Here is a 15,909-nt window from a genome sequence, read left to right on the forward strand (position 1 = left end):
CTCTGCCACGCCGTAACCACGAGGTAACCAGCGCGTTGTGCCATGATGGCGTCGTAATCGGGGGATTTGTACTTATTTGACCAAAAGGGAGTACCCGGTGGTGGACTTTTCGGTGATCACCGGGCCGGTGGAGCGGTTGGTAGCTACCGCTCAAAACGGCCTGGAAGTGCTTCGCTACGGCGGGCTGGAGACGGGCGCCGTGCCGTCGCCGTTCCAGATCGTCGAGAGCGTGCCGATGTACCGGCTGCGGCGGTACTTCCCGCCGGACGCGCGTCCGGGCGCGGCCCCGGCCGGATCGCCGGTGCTGATGGTGCATCCGATGATGATGTCCGCCGACATGTGGGACGTGACCCGCGACGACGGCGCCGTGGGCATCCTGCACGCCGCCGGTCTGGACCCGTGGGTCATCGACTTCGGTTCGCCGGATCAGGTCGAGGGCGGCATGGACCGCAATCTGGCGGACCACGTGGTGGGTCTCAGTGCGGCCATCGACACCGTCAAGGCAACCACCGGCAAAGACGTTCACCTGGCCGGTTATTCGCAGGGCGGCATGTTCGCCTACCAGACCGCCGCATATCGGCAGTCCCGCGACCTGGCCAGCATCGTCGCCTTCGGGTCTCCGGTGGACACGCTGGCCGCACTGCCGATGAACATGCCGGCGAACATGGCATCCGGCGTTGCCGACTTCATGGCCGACCATGTCTTCAGCCGCCTCAACATCCCGGGTTGGCTGGCGCGCAACGGTTTCCAGATGCTCGACCCGATCAAGACCGCGCAGTCGCGCCTCGATTTCTTGCGCCAGTTGCACGACCGCGAGGCCCTGTTGCCGCGTGAGCAGCAGCGACGGTTCCTGGCCAGCGAGGGCTGGATCGCCTGGTCCGGCCCGGCCATCGCGGAGCTGCTCAAGCAGTTCATCGCGCACAACCGCATGATGACCGGCGGTTTCGCCATCCACGGCAACCTGGTGACGCTGTCCGACATCACCTGCCCGGTCCTGGCCGTGGTCGGTGAGGTCGACGACATCGGTCAGCCCGCCGCCGTGCGCGGTATCAAGCGCGCCGCCCCGGAGGCCGATGTCTACGAATACCTCATTCGCGTCGGGCATTTCGGTCTCGTCGTCGGTTCCAAGGCCGCCAGTCAGAGTTGGCCGACGGTGGCGTCGTGGGTCAAGTGGCTCGACGCCGGCGGACCGATGCCTGCCGACGTGGTACCGATGCCGCTGCAGTCCGAACTGCCGCGTGAGTCGGTGCCGTTGGCGATCCGCGTGGCGCACGGTGCTGCCGCCGCGACGGAGATGGCGTTCAGCCTCGCCAACACCGCGGCCGACGCCGTGGTGACGGCCGGTAAGTCGACGCGGGCACTGGCCATCGAGACCGTCCGGACCCTACCGCGGCTGGCCCGTCTCGGTCAGATCAACGACCACACGCGAATCTCGTTGGGCCGCATCATCTGCGAGCAGGCCCAGGGCGCGCCGGACGGTGAGTTCCTGCTGTTCGACGGCCGCGTGCACACCTACGAGGCAGTGGACCGCCGCATCAACAACGTCGTGCGTGGTCTCATCGAAGTCGGTGTCCGACAAGGCGTTCGGGTCGGCGTGCTGATGGAGACCCGCCCCAGTGCGCTCGTCGCCATCGCGGCGCTGTCACGTCTCGGCGCGGTGGCCGTGCTGATGCCGCCCGACGCCGACCTGGCCGTGGCCGCCCGCCTCGGCGGCGTCACCGACATCATCTCCGACCCGGCCAATCTGGATGCCGCACGGCAGCTGCGGACCCGCGTCCTGGTGCTCGGCGGCGGCGAGAACCGCGACCTGCACGTGTCCGATGACGCCGATGTCGTGGACATGGAGCAGATCGACCCCGACGTCGTCGAGCTGCCCGGCTGGTACCGGCCCAACCCCGGCTACGCGCAGGACCTGGCCTACATCGCGTTCGCGAACGTCGGCGGCGAGCTGGTGGCCCGGCAGATCACCAACTTCCGCTGGGCGCTGTCGGCATTCGGCACCGCCTCGGCGGCCAACCTGGGCCGCGGCGACACCGTCTACTGCCTGACCCCGCTGCACCACCAGTCCGGCCTGCTCGTGTCGCTCGGCGGCGCCGTCGTCGGCGGTGCGCGCATCGCGCTGTCCCGCGGGCTGCGCCCCGACCGTTTCGTGCACGAACTGCGGCAGTACGGCGTCACGGTGGTGTCCTACACCTGGGCGATGCTGCGCGACGTCATCGACGACCCGTCGTTCGTGATCAACGGAACCCACCCGGTGCGCCTGTTCATCGGCTCGGGTATGCCGGCCGGGTTGTGGCGCCGCGTCGAGGAGGCGTTCCAGCCCGCACATGTGCTGGAGTTCTTCACCACGACCGACGGTCAGGCCGTGCTGGCCAACGTGTCGGGCGCCAAGATCGGCAGCGAGGGCCGGCCGCTACCGGGCGGCGGCCAGATCGCGTTGGCCGCCTACGACGTCGACGACGACCTCATCCTCGAGGGCGACGACGGTTTCGTGGTGCGTGCCGAGCCCAACGAGGTGGGCGTGCTGTTGGCCAAGCCACGTGGACCCGTCGACCCGACGGCGTCGGTCAAACGCGGTGTCTTCGCGCCGGGGGACACCTGGGTCTCGACCGAGTTCCTGTTCCGCCGCGACGACGACGGCGACTACTGGATGGTCGACAACCGCCGTTCGGTGATCCGGACGCCACGCGGCGCCGTGTTCGGCAAGGAGGTCGGCAATGCGCTCGGTCGTCTCGACGCGGTCGACATCGCCGTCACCTACCGGGTGCCGGTTGCCGATCGGGAGCTGGCGGTCACGGCGTTGAGCCTGCGTCCGGGCGGCAGTGTGCTGCCGGCCGACCTCCGTGAGGCGTTGGTCGATCTGCCGGTCGGCGTGGTGCCGGACCTCATCCACGTGGTGCCGGAGCTGGCGCTGAACGCGTCGTATCGCCCGGTGCTGGCCGAACTGCGGGCCGCCGGCGTGCCCGAATCGACGGACAACTCGTGGCAGTTCGACGTCGACAGCGACTCGTTCGTGCCCTTCACCGCGGCCGCCCAGGCCGAGTTGACCGGGACGAGCAGTCTGTCGTGACGGCCTGCCGGTCGTGGTCGTCGCTGTTAGGCTGCGGTTTGTCAGTCGGGGTAAACGCCGTCGGGCGCAGATATCGAATGGAGAACGCATGACGTCACACACCAGCCGGAGGCGGCGTGGTGTTGCCGGCGCGATTCTGGCGGGAGCTGTGGCCGTCGGGATGATGATCACTCCTGCCGCGGCACACGCCGACGTCCTGGACGACCTCGACGCCGAGTACGACATCGGTGCCAGTGGCGGCGACCTCGCGAAGCTGCTGCACACGTCGCTCAAGCTGCGTGCCCAGGGCTTCGGCCCCTCGCGGGGCAACCTCGCTGATATCGAGGCGGCCCTCGATCAGCGTCCGAACCAGGTACCGCTGATCCATGCGCTGCAGGACACGGTGAAGTTCCAGAAGCGCAATCAGGCCCGTGCCGCCGGCGTGAAGCCGCAGAACCCCATCGTCATCGGTGGTCCGGGTGGCCTGCCACCCGGCCTGGTGCCGGGTACCGGTGGCTCGCAGATTCCGTTGGGTGGCTGACGCCAGGTGATCGACGAAGCTTTGCGCGCGATTTTGGTGTGCCCGCAGGACCGGGGCGAGCTGCTGCTGGTCGGCGACGAATGCCTGTACAACCCGCGGTTGCGCCGGGCGTACCGGATCGACGCCGGGGTACCGGTGCTGCTCATCGACGAGGCGGTCGACGTCACCGACGACGCCGAGCATCAGCGACTGCTCGGCGCTGCCCAGCGTTAGCTCAGTGCCGGCAGGTCGCCGGTGAGGTAGCGCTGCAGGTTGGGCGCGATCGTTTCCGCAATCTGTTGCACCGGGAGCGATCTGAACGGTTCCAGTTGCAGGATGTAGCGGGCCATCACGACGCCCATCAGCTGGGAAGCGACGAATTGCACGCGGATTCGTCCCGTGCCGGGCGGATTGTCAACCCGCGCACCGACTTCGGCGGTGATGACGTCCTCGAGGAAAATCCGGATCAGGTTGACGTCGTCACCCGCGAGCATCGAGCGCAACGCCGCGATGAACCCCACGCCGAGCTCCGAGTCCCAGATCGGGAACAGCAGCGACGGCAGGGTGTGGCCGAGTTCGTCGACGGGGGTGTCCCGCAACGGGCCCAGCACCATCTGCGGATCGATGGGAATGTGCACGGCCGCTGCGAACAGCTGCTGCTTGGTCCCGAAGTAGTGATGCACCAGCGCCGCGTCGACACCGGCGGCCGAGGCGATCGCCCGCACGGAGGTGTTGTTGAAACCGTTGCGGGCGAACAGGTCCCGCGCACACGACAGGATCGTCTCCTTCGTGTCCGAGGTTCCGGTGGGACGACCGGGCGGCTTGCGGCGCGGCCGCGGCTGTGTCGTGGTCATGGGGTCCGACGGCGCAGGGTCGCAGCGGCCAGACACATGGTGACGACGGCGAACGCGATCACAATGACGATGTCGCGCATCGTGGTGCTGGTGATGTCGGGGTGGTCGGCCACTTGTTGGAGAGCCTCGAGCGCGTAGGTCGCGGGTAGTGCGTCACTGATCCACCGTAACCAGTCGGGCAGCATTTCGCGGGGAACGATGATGCCGCACAACAGCAGTTGCGGCACGACCACGACCGGCATGAACTGCACGGCCTGGAACTCGGTGCGCGCGAAGGCACTGCACAACAGCCCCAGCCCGACGCCGAGCACCGCGTTGATGATCGCGATCAGGAAGACCAGGGCGGGGCTGCCCGCGGTGTCGAACCCGAGGAACCAGAATGACACCAGGCAGGCCAGCGTCGCCTGGGCGGCCGCAGCCACCGAGAATGCCGATCCGTAGGCGGCCAGCAGCTCCAGCCGGCGCAGGGGAGTGGTCAGGATTCGTTCCAGCGTGCCCGAAACCCGTTCGCGCTGCATGGTTATCGAGGTGATCAGGAACATGACGATCAGCGGGAAGACGCCGAGCAGGATCAGACAGGCGTTGTTGAACGGCGACAGCGTGCCGGGACGGTGCGGCAGGTCGTCGAACATGAAGTACATCAAGGTGATGACGGCGCTCGGCACCACGAGGATCATCGCCATGCTGCGATGGTCGGCGGCGAGCTGACGCAGGATGCGGGCCGTCGTGGCCAGGTAGGGCCGCAGCGTCAGCCGGCTCTGGCCGCGGTGCTGCGCCGGATGATGGTCAGGAACGCTTCCTCCAGCGATGAACATCCGGTGTCCTCTCGTAGTTGCGTGGGTGTGGTGTGTCCGAGCAGGCGGCCGTCGCGCATCAGCAGCAGTTCGCCGCAGTGATCGGCCTCGTCCATGACATGGCTGGACACCAGCAGGGTGGTGCCGTCGCGGGCCAGTCGGTCGAACTGGTCCCAGAGGTCGACCCGCAGGACCGGGTCCAGTCCGACCGTCGGTTCGTCGAGCACGAGCAGGTCAGGTTTGGACACCAACGCGCAGGCCAATGAGGCGCGCGTCCGCTGACCGCCGGACATGTTGCCGCACAACGCGGTTCGGTGATCCTGGAGGCCGACGGCAGCGATGGCCTCGTCGGCCGCGGTCTTGCTCGAGCCCGTCAGCGCAGCGAAATACCGCACGTTGTCGATGACGCGCAGATCGTTGTAGACCGTCGGCTCCTGGGTCACGTACCCGACGCGTCGGCGCAGGTCGGCCGATCCGCCGGGTTTCCCGAGCACGGTGACCGTGCCGTTCGTGATGATCTGCGTACCGACGATGGCGCGCATCAGGGTGGTCTTGCCGCAGCCGGACGGGCCGAGCAACCCGGTGATGCTGCCACGCCGGACCTGCAGGGGCACCCCGTCGATCGCGCGCCGCTTACCCCGGATCACGGTCAGGTCCTCGATCCGAATTGCCACGTCAGCGGCATCACCGTGTAATTCACCAACCGATGAACTCATCATGTGATGAATACTCCGCTCCTGGTGTCGACGTGTCAACGGCCGGCTCGGACCGGGCAGAATGGCGGGCCATGAGTGCCGAGCTACTCGCCGTCGATCCCGTCACCGCGGCCCGACGCCTGCTCGGCGCCACGTTGTACGGCCGGGACGTCGTCGCGACCGTGGTCGAGGTCGAGGCCTATGGCGGCCCACGATCGGGGCCCTGGCCGGATGCGGCTGCGCACTCGTTCCGCGGGCCGACGCCCCGGAGCTCGGTGATGTTCGGGCCGCCCGGGCATTTGTACACCTACCGCAGTCACGGAATCCACGTGTGCGCCAACGTCGTTTGTTGCACTGACGGCGTGGCGGGTGCCGTACTGCTCCGTGCGGCCCGCGTCGTCGACGGTGGCGGCGTGGCCGCGGGCCGGCGGCGGGCCGGCATCGCGCCCGCGGCGTACGCTCGCGGCCCGGGCAATCTGTGCGAGGCGCTCGGAATCACCTTGGCGGACAACGGCATTGACCTGCTGGATCGCCGATCACTCGTCCGGATCGAGCTGAACCCGCCGCAGGAGGCCAGCGCCGGGCCGCGAGTGGGCGTCAGCCAGGCCGCCGACCGCCCCTGGCGGTTCTGGTTGCCGGGCACCCCTGAAGTGTCGAACTACCGGCGCAGTCCCCGGGCGCCGGCACCGGGCGACAGTGACTGATGACAGGCGATGACCTGCAATAGGGGAAGATCGACGACGTGAGTACTGGCATCCTCGACGAACTGGACTGGCGCGGCCTGATCGCGCAATCGACCGACCGCGAAGCGCTCGCCGCCGCGACGACGGATGGGCCGCTCACGCTGTATGCCGGCTTCGACCCGACCGCGCCCAGCCTGCACGCCGGACACCTGGTTCCCCTGCTCACGCTGCGGCGATTCCAGCAGGCCGGCCACCGACCCATCGTGCTGGCCGGCGGTGCCACCGGCATGATCGGCGATCCCCGCGACAACGGCGAGCGGACGATGAACACCGCCGACACCGTCGCCGACTGGGCCGAACGTATTCGCGGTCAGCTGGAGCGATTCGTCGAGTTCAACGACTCGGGCAACGGCGCGATCGTCGAGAACAACCTGTCCTGGACCGGGCCGATGTCGGCCATCGAGTTCTTGCGTGACCTGGGCAAACACTTCTCGGTCAACGTCATGCTCGACCGCGACACCATCAAGCGGCGGCTCGAAGGCGACGGCATCTCGTACACCGAGTTCAGCTACATGCTCCTGCAGGCCAACGACTTCGTCGAGCTGTACAAGAAGCACGGCTGCAGTCTGCAGGTCGGCGGCTCTGACCAGTGGGGAAACATCATCGCGGGCGTCCGCCTGGTGCGCCAGAAGCTGGGTGCGACCGCACATGCGCTGACGGTTCCGCTCGTCACCTCGGCCGACGGCAAGAAATTCGGCAAGTCGACCGGCGGCGGCAATCTGTGGCTCGATCCCGAGCTGACCAGCCCCTATGCCTGGTACCAGTACTTCGTGAACGCGGCCGACGCGGATGTCGTGGGCTACCTGCGCTGGTTCACCTTCCTGTCCGCCGACGAGCTCGGTGAACTGGCGACCGCTACCGCGGAGCGTCCCCATGAGCGGGCTGCGCAACGCCGGCTGGCCCGGGAGTTGACCACGTTGGTGCACGGTCAGGCGGCGACCGACGCCGTCGAGCTGGCGAGTCAGGCGCTGTTCGGCCGTGCCGAGCTCGCGGATCTCGACGAGTCGACGCTGTCGGCGGCGTTGACGGAGGCCAGTAATGGCCAGGTCGCGGAGCTGGCGCCAGGTGGTCCGGACGGGATCACCGATCTGTTGGTTGCGACGGGCCTGTCGAAGAGTCGCGGGGAAGCGCGCCGCACGGTCGCCGAGGGCGGCGTCTATGTGAACAACGCACGAGTGGAAAGCGACGAGTGGGTACCACAGCCGTCGGACTTTCTCGGTGAGCGCTGGCTGGTGTTGCGGCGTGGCAAGCGCCACATCGCGGGGGTGCAGCGGGTTGGCAGCTCCGGCCAGGGCTGACGACCCCTCTGACCAGGGGAAACGGCTCGCTGACCTGGCGATTTGACTCGCTGTTAGCCCTGCCGTAACTTATTCCAGGTCAGAGCGACACGGACAAGCGCCGGAGAGCGAAGACCAAATCCGAGAGTAACACCCATTAAGTTGGGAGTTCCTCACTGCCCGCACTACGGACCGCGGCTTTTAGCCGCGGGTTTGTTGCGCGGTCAGGCTGGGCGTGTTGTTTGAGAACTCAATAGTGTGTTTGGTGGTTTTTGTTTGTTGTTTTTTTGGCCATGCCTCGTGTTTTCCCGTTTGTGGGGTGTGGTTGTTTTTTTGATGCCAGTTTTTGGTGTCTTTTGTTTAGGTCAGATTGTTCTGAACTGTAAATTCTGCCTCGTTTTGCGAGGGGTTTTTGTTTGGAGAGTTTGATCCTGGCTCAGGACGAACGCTGGCGGCGTGCTTAACACATGCAAGTCGAACGGAAAGGCCCTTCGGGGTACTCGAGTGGCGAACGGGTGAGTAACACGTGGGTGATCTGCCCTGCACTTTGGGATAAGCCTGGGAAACTGGGTCTAATACCGAATAGGACCACGCGCTTCATGGTGTGTGGTGGAAAGCTTTTGCGGTGTGGGATGGGCCCGCGGCCTATCAGCTTGTTGGTGGGGTAATGGCCTACCAAGGCGACGACGGGTAGCCGGCCTGAGAGGGTGACCGGCCACACTGGGACTGAGATACGGCCCAGACTCCTACGGGAGGCAGCAGTGGGGAATATTGCACAATGGGCGCAAGCCTGATGCAGCGACGCCGCGTGAGGGATGACGGCCTTCGGGTTGTAAACCTCTTTCAATAGGGACGAAGCGCAAGTGACGGTACCTATAGAAGAAGCACCGGCCAACTACGTGCCAGCAGCCGCGGTAATACGTAGGGTGCGAGCGTTGTCCGGAATTACTGGGCGTAAAGAGCTCGTAGGTGGTTTGTCGCGTTGTTCGTGAAAACTCACAGCTTAACTGTGGGCGTGCGGGCGATACGGGCAGACTAGAGTACTGCAGGGGAGACTGGAATTCCTGGTGTAGCGGTGGAATGCGCAGATATCAGGAGGAACACCGGTGGCGAAGGCGGGTCTCTGGGCAGTAACTGACGCTGAGGAGCGAAAGCGTGGGGAGCGAACAGGATTAGATACCCTGGTAGTCCACGCCGTAAACGGTGGGTACTAGGTGTGGGTTCCTTCCTTGGGATCCGTGCCGTAGCTAACGCATTAAGTACCCCGCCTGGGGAGTACGGCCGCAAGGCTAAAACTCAAAGGAATTGACGGGGGCCCGCACAAGCGGCGGAGCATGTGGATTAATTCGATGCAACGCGAAGAACCTTACCTGGGTTTGACATGCACAGGACGCCGGCAGAGATGTCGGTTCCCTTGTGGCCTGTGTGCAGGTGGTGCATGGCTGTCGTCAGCTCGTGTCGTGAGATGTTGGGTTAAGTCCCGCAACGAGCGCAACCCTTGTCCTATGTTGCCAGCGGGTTATGCCGGGGACTCGTAGGAGACTGCCGGGGTCAACTCGGAGGAAGGTGGGGATGACGTCAAGTCATCATGCCCCTTATGTCCAGGGCTTCACACATGCTACAATGGCCGGTACAAAGGGCTGCGATGCCGTGAGGTGGAGCGAATCCTTTCAAAGCCGGTCTCAGTTCGGATCGGGGTCTGCAACTCGACCCCGTGAAGTCGGAGTCGCTAGTAATCGCAGATCAGCAACGCTGCGGTGAATACGTTCCCGGGCCTTGTACACACCGCCCGTCACGTCATGAAAGTCGGTAACACCCGAAGCCGGTGGCCTAACCCTTGTGGAGGGAGCCGTCGAAGGTGGGATCGGCGATTGGGACGAAGTCGTAACAAGGTAGCCGTACCGGAAGGTGCGGCTGGATCACCTCCTTTCTAAGGAGCACCATTTACATGCCCTGATCCAGGGTTTCCCCCATCCCCGTACAAATTGCGGGATGAAGGTGGTTGGGATTGTCGCCGGCGCCTGTAGTGGGCTGCTTCGGCGGGTGCATATGACAACAAACGCTGATCAGCTGGGATGACACGTTGATCGAATGAATTGCCAGACACACTGTTGGGTCCTGAGACAACAGGCCCGTTCGCTCCCCTCCTGATGTGGGGGTGGGAGACGCCCCGGTTGCGGGGTGGGGGTTGTTGTTGCCTCACCGGTTTTGGTGGTGGGGTGTGGTGTTTGATTCGTGGATAGTGGTTGCGAGCATCTAACGCGCGCAGAATGTGTCGCCTACGGCTTCGGTCGTGGGTGTATGTGTCTGTGGGTGTTGATGTGCAATTTTGATTCTTGTTTTCAATTGGTTTTTTGTGTCGTAAGTGTTTAAGGGCGCATGGTGGATGCCTTGGCATCAGAGGCCGATGAAGGACGTAGGAGGCTGCGATAAGCCTCGGGGAGTTGCCAACCGAGCGTTGATCCGAGGATGTCCGAATGGGGAAACCCAGCACGAGTTATGTCGTGTTACCCACTGCTGAATATATAGGTTGTGGGAGGTAACGCGGGGAAGTGAAACATCTCAGTACCCGTAGGAAGAGAAAACAATTGTGATTCCGTGAGTAGTGGCGAGCGAAAGCGGATGAGGCTAAACCGTATGCATGTGATACCGGGTAGGGGTTGTGTGTGCGGGGTTGTGGGACCTATCTTTCCAGTTCTACTCAGCTGGAGGGCAGTAAGAAAATGTCGTGGTTAACGGAAGTGGCTTGGGATGGCCTGCCGTAGAGGGTGAGAGTCCCGTACGTGAAAACCCGATGTCTGCCTTGATGGTGTTCCCGAGTAGCAGCGGGCCCGTGAAATCTGCTGTGAATCTGCCGAGACCACTCGGTAAGCCTAAATACCTTCTGATGACCGATAGCGGATTAGTACCGTGAGGGAATGGTGAAAAGTACCCCGGGAGGGGAGTGAAATAGTACCTGAAACCGTGTGCCTACAATCCGTCAGAGCCCTCGTTTACGTGGGGTGATGGCGTGCCTTTTGAAGAATGAGCCTGCGAGTCAGGGACATGTCGCGAGGTTAACCCGTGGGGGGTAGCCGTAGCGAAAGCGAGTCTGAATAGGGCGTATCCACGTAAGTGGTGTAGTGGCATGTTCTGGACCCGAAGCGGAGTGATCTACCCATGGCCAGGGTGAAGCGCGGGTAAGACCGCGTGGAGGCCCGAACCCACTTAGGTTGAAGACTGAGGGGATGAGCTGTGGGTAGGGGTGAAAGGCCAATCAAACTCCGTGATAGCTGGTTCTCCCCGAAATGCATTTAGGTGCAGCGTTGCGTGTTTCTTGCCGGAGGTAGAGCTACTGGATGGCCGATGGGCCTCACCAGGTTACTGACGTCAGCCAAACTCCGAATGCCGGTAAGACAAAAGCGTGGCAGTGAGACGGCGGGGGATAAGCTCCGTGCGTCGAGAGGGAAACAGCCCAGATCGCCGACTAAGGCCCCTAAGCGTGTGCTAAGTGGAAAAGGATGTGCAGTCGCGAAGACAACCAGGAGGTTGGCTTAGAAGCAGCCACCCTTGAAAGAGTGCGTAATAGCTCACTGGTCAAGTGATTGTGCGCCGATAATGTAGCGGGGCTCAAGCACACCGCCGAAGTCGCGGCATCCGCAAGGATGGGTAGGGGAGCGTCCTGCATCCGGTGAAGCAGCCGAGTGATCGAGTTGTGGAGGGTGTGGGAGTGAGAATGCAGGCATGAGTAGCGAATAGGCAAGTGAGAACCTTGCCCGCCGAAAGACCAAGGGTTCCTGGGGCAGGCCAGTCCGCCCAGGGTGAGTCGGGACCTAAGGCGAGGCCGACAGGCGTAGTCGATGGACAACGGGTTGATATTCCCGTACCCGTGTGTGTGCGTCCGTGATGAATCCATTGTGCTAACCATCCAAATGGCACGTGATGATCCTTTCGGGGATCACGTGTTGCCGGCTGCGTGGGACCCTGGTGGGTAGTAGTCAAGCGATGGGGTGACGCAGGAAGGTAGCCGTACCGGTCAGTGGTAATACCGGGGTAAGCCTGTAGGACGAACGATAGGCAAATCCGTCGTTCACATAGTCTGAGAGGTGATGCATAGCCGAGTGAGGCGAATTCGGTGATCCTATGCTGCCAAGAAAAGCCTCTAGCGAGTGCACACATGGCCCGTACCCCAAACCAACACAGGTGGTCAGGTAGAGAATACTAAGGCGTACGAGTTAACTATGGTTAAGGAACTCGGCAAAATGCCCCCGTAACTTCGGGAGAAGGGGGACCCACATGGCGTGTAAGCCCTTGCGGCCCAAGCGTGAGTGGGTGGCACAAACCAGTGAGAAGCGACTGTTTACTAAAAACACAGGTCCGTGCGAAGTCGCAAGACGATGTATACGGACTGACGCCTGCCCGGTGCTGGAAGGTTAAGAGGACCTGTTAACTCCTTCGGGGGTGAAGCGGAGAATTTAAGCCCCAGTAAACGGCGGTGGTAACTATAACCATCCTAAGGTAGCGAAATTCCTTGTCGGGTAAGTTCCGACCTGCACGAATGGCGTAACGACTTCTCAACTGTCTCAACCATAGACTCGGCGAAATTGCACTACGAGTAAAGATGCTCGTTACGCGCGGCAGGACGAAAAGACCCCGGGACCTTCACTACAACTTGGTATTGGAGTTCGGTACGGTTTGTGTAGGATAGGTGGGAGACTGTGAAGCGCACACGCCAGTGTGTGTGGAGTCGTTGTTGAAATACCACTCTGATCGTATTGGGCTTCTAACCTCGGACCGTCTATCCGGTCCAGGGACAGTGCCTGGTGGGTAGTTTAACTGGGGCGGTTGCCTCCTAAAATGTAACGGAGGCGCCCAAAGGTTCCCTCAACCTGGACGGCAATCAGGTGTTGAGTGTAAGTGCACAAGGGAGCTTGACTGCGAGACCTACAAGTCGAGCAGGGACGAAAGTCGGGACTAGTGATCCGGCACCCCCGAGTGGAAGGGGTGTCGCTCAACGGATAAAAGGTACCCCGGGGATAACAGGCTGATCTTCCCCAAGAGTCCATATCGACGGGATGGTTTGGCACCTCGATGTCGGCTCGTCGCATCCTGGGGCTGGAGCAGGTCCCAAGGGTTGGGCTGTTCGCCCATTAAAGCGGCACGCGAGCTGGGTTTAGAACGTCGTGAGACAGTTCGGTCTCTATCCGCCGCGCGCGTCAGAAACTTGAGGAAACCTGTCCCTAGTACGAGAGGACCGGGACGGACGAACCTCTGGTCTACCAGTTGTCCCACCAGGGGCACCGCTGGATAGCTACGTTCGGACAGGATAACCGCTGAAAGCATCTAAGCGGGAAACCTCTTCCAAGACCAGGTTTCTCACCCTTTTAGAGGGATAAGGCCCCCCGCAGACCACGGGATCGATAGACCAGACCTGCACACCCAGCAATGGGTTTAGGGAACTGGCACTAACCGGCCGAAAACTTACACACACCCAAAAAACCAATCGTGTGTAAACCAAGACGAAAAACCTTGCACATCAGTGCCTCGCAACCACAATCCACACCCAGAGTCGAACAGACCACACCCCACCACCAAAAACACACCCCACCAAAAGGGGACCGTGAACAGGCCGGTAGAGGATTAAAAAAATAGAGTTACGGCGGCAACAGCGGCAGGGAAACGCCCGGTCCCATCCCGAACCCGGAAGCTAAGCCTGCCAGCGCCGATGATACTGCCCTGCACGGGCGGAAAAGTAGGACACCGCCGAACACAAATTAGGAATCACCCCCCACATTTATGTGGGGGGTGATTCTATTTGAGGAATTTCCATTTCTCGGCTCGGAAATGTGCCCCGGGCCGGCCGTCGATTGCTTCGGCGCCGGTGCCCGGCGGGCGAGTTTCGCGAGCAAAGTTCGGCCGGTGCCAGATCGGGCCGTATTCTGACCTGAGATTTCGTAGGGAAAGGTTCCAGTGGTCGACAACAGGCAGGGCGGCGATCGTCGCCCCTCGCGCAGAGACGACGGCGACGCACGACGGGGGCAGCGTCCCCAGCGTGACCGCACGCAGGCCCCCCGACGCCCCGGCTCAGATCGGAACGGCCGGCCGCCGCAGTCCCGTGACGAAGCGTCGGATCGCCCGTCCGGTCCTCGGCTGCCCGACGACGTCGAAGCCAAGCAGCTTTCGCCTGAGGTCCGTCGTGAACTGACGACCCTCGACAAGGCGACCGCGGACTACGTCGCCAAACACCTCGTCATGGCCGGCGATCTGCTGGAAGAAGATCCGGAAGCCGCTCTCGAGCACGCACGTGCCGCGCGGAACCGGGCGTCGCGCATCGCGGCGATCCGTGAGGCCGTCGGTATCGCGGCCTACCACTGTGGTGACTGGGCGCAGGCCCTGTCCGAGCTGCGTGCGGCCCGGCGGATGGGCAGCAAGTCGCCGCTGCTGGCCCTGATCGCCGACTGCGAGCGGGGTGTCGGCCGTCCGGAGCGCGCCATCGAGTTGGGCCGCAGTCCGGAAGCCGAGCAGCTCACCGGTGATGACGCCGACGAACTGAAGATCGTCCTGGCCGGTGCGCGGTGCGACCTGGGTCAGCCCGCACAGGCGTTGGCGCTGCTGTCGAACCCGCCGCTGGATTCCACTCGGACGGGCCAGACCGCTGCTCGCCTGTTCTACGTGTACGCCGAGACACTGCTGGCCCTCGACCGCAAGAACGACGCACTGCAGTGGTTCCTGCACGCGGCCGCCGCGGACCTGGAAGGCGTCACGGACGCCGAGGACCGCGTCGCCGAATTGGGCTGACGTGGCGACGCTGGCTCAGCTGCACGACTGTCTGCTCCTGGATCTCGACGGCACCGTCTTCCGTGGTCATGAGGCCACCGAAGGTGCTGTCGATGCCCTTGCCGCGATCACGTCCCGCAAGCTCTATGTGACCAACAACGCGTCCCGAACGCCGGCCGAGGTGGCGGACCATCTCGATGCGCTCGGTTTCTCCGCGCATGCCGATGACGTGGTGACCAGTGCCCAGAGTGCGGCGCACCTGTTGGCGCTGCAGCTGCCCGCCGGCGCCAAGGTCCTGGTCATCGGTACGGAAGCGCTGGCTGCCGAGGTCGCCAATGTCGGTCTGGAGCCCGTGCGGCAGTTCAGCGACGATCCGGTCGCGGTGGTTCAGGGCCATTCGCCCCAGACCGGTTGGGCCGACCTTGCCGAAGCCGCGCTGACCATCCGGGCCGGCGGCCTCTGGGTAGCGGCGAACAGCGACAAGACGCTGCCGTCGGAGCGCGGATTGCTGCCCGGCAACGGCTCGATGGTCGCCGCACTTCAGACCGCCACTGAACAGGTGCCGCAGGTCGCCGGCAAGCCGCAGCCGACGTTGATGAACGACGCTCTGGCCCGCGGCCGGTACGAGGCCCCGTTGGTCGTCGGGGACCGGCTCGACACCGACATCGCGGGGGCCAACGCCGCGGGCCTGCCCAGCCTGATGGTGCTGACCGGGGTGAACAGCGCAGCCGACCTGGTGCATGCCATTCCTGCGGAGCGCCCGGACTTCCTGGCGCCCGATCTGCGCTCGTTGGGTGCGTCTTCGGATGTCTTGCGCATCGGGCCGCATCCCGCGTGGCGGGTCGAGATGTCGGGCAACGACGTCACCGTGCACGCCACCGGCGAATCCGTCGGCGATGAGTTGTCGGTGGTCCGCGCGACGGCCGGCGCCATCTGGGGTGGCGCCGTCTCCGGGCGCGTGCGTATCACCGCGGGGGACGACACGGCACGTGCCGCATTGGATCGGTGGTCGCTGCTCGACGGCACCGATCCGCTAGCGTGAACATCGCTATGAGTACCGATCCTGACCAGATCCGCGAGGACATCGTGGTCCTGCTGTCCCACCTTCCGGATCTGTCCGGGGAAGGTGACGAGACGCCAGACCTCGAGGCTGTCGCGGCGGGTTTGGACCATGCCCACAATCTCCTGGTCCGGGCCCTGGAATCGGTCGAGAAGGGGTGA

Annotated in this window: 11 protein-coding genes and 3 rRNA genes; 11 read left to right on the forward strand and 3 right to left on the reverse strand. The window is 63.7% G+C overall.

Going from position 1 to position 15,909, the window contains the following annotated elements; all coding sequences use genetic code 11:
- Positions 1-97: 97 nt before the first annotated feature.
- From G6N46_RS01955 to G6N46_RS01965, 3 genes are all read left to right on the forward strand, one after another.
- Entirely contained in the window at positions 98-3,070 is a 2,973-nt protein-coding gene (locus tag G6N46_RS01955; protein ID WP_174814010.1) for an acyl-CoA synthetase, read from the forward strand.
- An 88-nt stretch (positions 3,071-3,158) separates the two neighbouring features.
- Positions 3,159-3,590, forward strand: coding sequence for a hypothetical protein (locus G6N46_RS01960; RefSeq protein WP_138249663.1), 432 nt, complete (start codon positions 3,159-3,161; stop codon positions 3,588-3,590).
- A 6-nt stretch (positions 3,591-3,596) separates the two neighbouring features.
- Positions 3,597-3,803 carry a Trm112 family protein gene (locus tag G6N46_RS01965; protein ID WP_138249662.1) on the forward strand — a complete coding sequence of 69 codons (207 nt, stop codon included), beginning with the start codon at positions 3,597-3,599 and terminating at the stop codon, positions 3,801-3,803.
- On the opposite strand, the gene G6N46_RS01970 is transcribed toward G6N46_RS01965, so the two are convergent.
- From G6N46_RS01970 to G6N46_RS01980, 3 genes are read right to left on the reverse strand one after another with little or no spacing between them, the layout of a single operon-like run.
- Positions 3,800-4,423: a TetR/AcrR family transcriptional regulator gene (locus tag G6N46_RS01970; protein ID WP_138249661.1), complete on the reverse strand. Its 624-nt coding sequence runs from the start codon at positions 4,421-4,423 to the stop codon at positions 3,800-3,802. The genes G6N46_RS01965 and G6N46_RS01970 overlap by 4 nt on opposite strands.
- The gene (locus tag G6N46_RS01975; protein ID WP_163692540.1) at positions 4,420-5,238 is read right to left on the reverse strand and encodes an ABC transporter permease; all 819 of its coding nucleotides are present in this window, start codon (positions 5,236-5,238) and stop codon (positions 4,420-4,422) included. The genes G6N46_RS01970 and G6N46_RS01975 overlap by 4 nt, the downstream gene beginning before the upstream one ends.
- Positions 5,172-5,936: an ABC transporter ATP-binding protein gene (locus G6N46_RS01980; RefSeq protein ID WP_138249660.1), complete on the reverse strand. Its 765-nt coding sequence runs from the start codon at positions 5,934-5,936 to the stop codon at positions 5,172-5,174. The genes G6N46_RS01975 and G6N46_RS01980 overlap by 67 nt, the downstream gene beginning before the upstream one ends.
- A gap of 68 nt (positions 5,937-6,004) precedes the next feature.
- Between G6N46_RS01980 and G6N46_RS01985 the strand changes: the two genes are divergently transcribed.
- The 8 genes from G6N46_RS01985 (at position 6,005) to G6N46_RS28220 (ending at position 15,909) form a co-directional block, all read left to right on the forward strand.
- Positions 6,005-6,616, forward strand: a complete 612-nt coding sequence (locus tag G6N46_RS01985) for a DNA-3-methyladenine glycosylase (RefSeq protein ID WP_138249659.1) — start codon at positions 6,005-6,007, stop codon at positions 6,614-6,616.
- Between the two features lie 38 nt (positions 6,617-6,654).
- The gene (gene tyrS / locus G6N46_RS01990) at positions 6,655-7,953 is read left to right on the forward strand and encodes a tyrosine--tRNA ligase (RefSeq protein WP_138249658.1); all 1,299 of its coding nucleotides are present in this window, start codon (positions 6,655-6,657) and stop codon (positions 7,951-7,953) included.
- Between the two features lie 392 nt (positions 7,954-8,345).
- Positions 8,346-9,862 (forward strand): 16S ribosomal RNA (locus G6N46_RS01995).
- Between the two features lie 429 nt (positions 9,863-10,291).
- Positions 10,292-13,400 (forward strand): 23S ribosomal RNA (locus tag G6N46_RS02000).
- A 166-nt stretch (positions 13,401-13,566) separates the two neighbouring features.
- Positions 13,567-13,680, forward strand: a 5S ribosomal RNA gene (gene rrf, locus G6N46_RS02005).
- The 16S, 23S and 5S rRNA genes sit together here, the layout of an rRNA operon.
- A gap of 201 nt (positions 13,681-13,881) precedes the next feature.
- The gene (locus G6N46_RS02010; protein ID WP_138249506.1) at positions 13,882-14,709 is read left to right on the forward strand and encodes a tetratricopeptide repeat protein; all 828 of its coding nucleotides are present in this window, start codon (positions 13,882-13,884) and stop codon (positions 14,707-14,709) included.
- 1 nt (position 14,710) lies between these two features.
- Positions 14,711-15,730 (forward strand): HAD-IIA family hydrolase, encoded by a 1,020-nt coding sequence (locus G6N46_RS02015; RefSeq protein WP_138249505.1) that lies wholly within the window; start codon positions 14,711-14,713, stop codon positions 15,728-15,730.
- 8 nt (positions 15,731-15,738) lie between these two features.
- Positions 15,739-15,909, forward strand: coding sequence for a hypothetical protein (locus G6N46_RS28220; RefSeq protein WP_167526389.1), 171 nt, complete (start codon positions 15,739-15,741; stop codon positions 15,907-15,909).

Origin of the sequence: Mycolicibacterium phocaicum (assembly GCF_010731115.1) — a bacterium.
GTDB classification, from domain to species: Bacteria; Actinomycetota; Actinomycetes; order Mycobacteriales; family Mycobacteriaceae; genus Mycobacterium; species Mycobacterium phocaicum.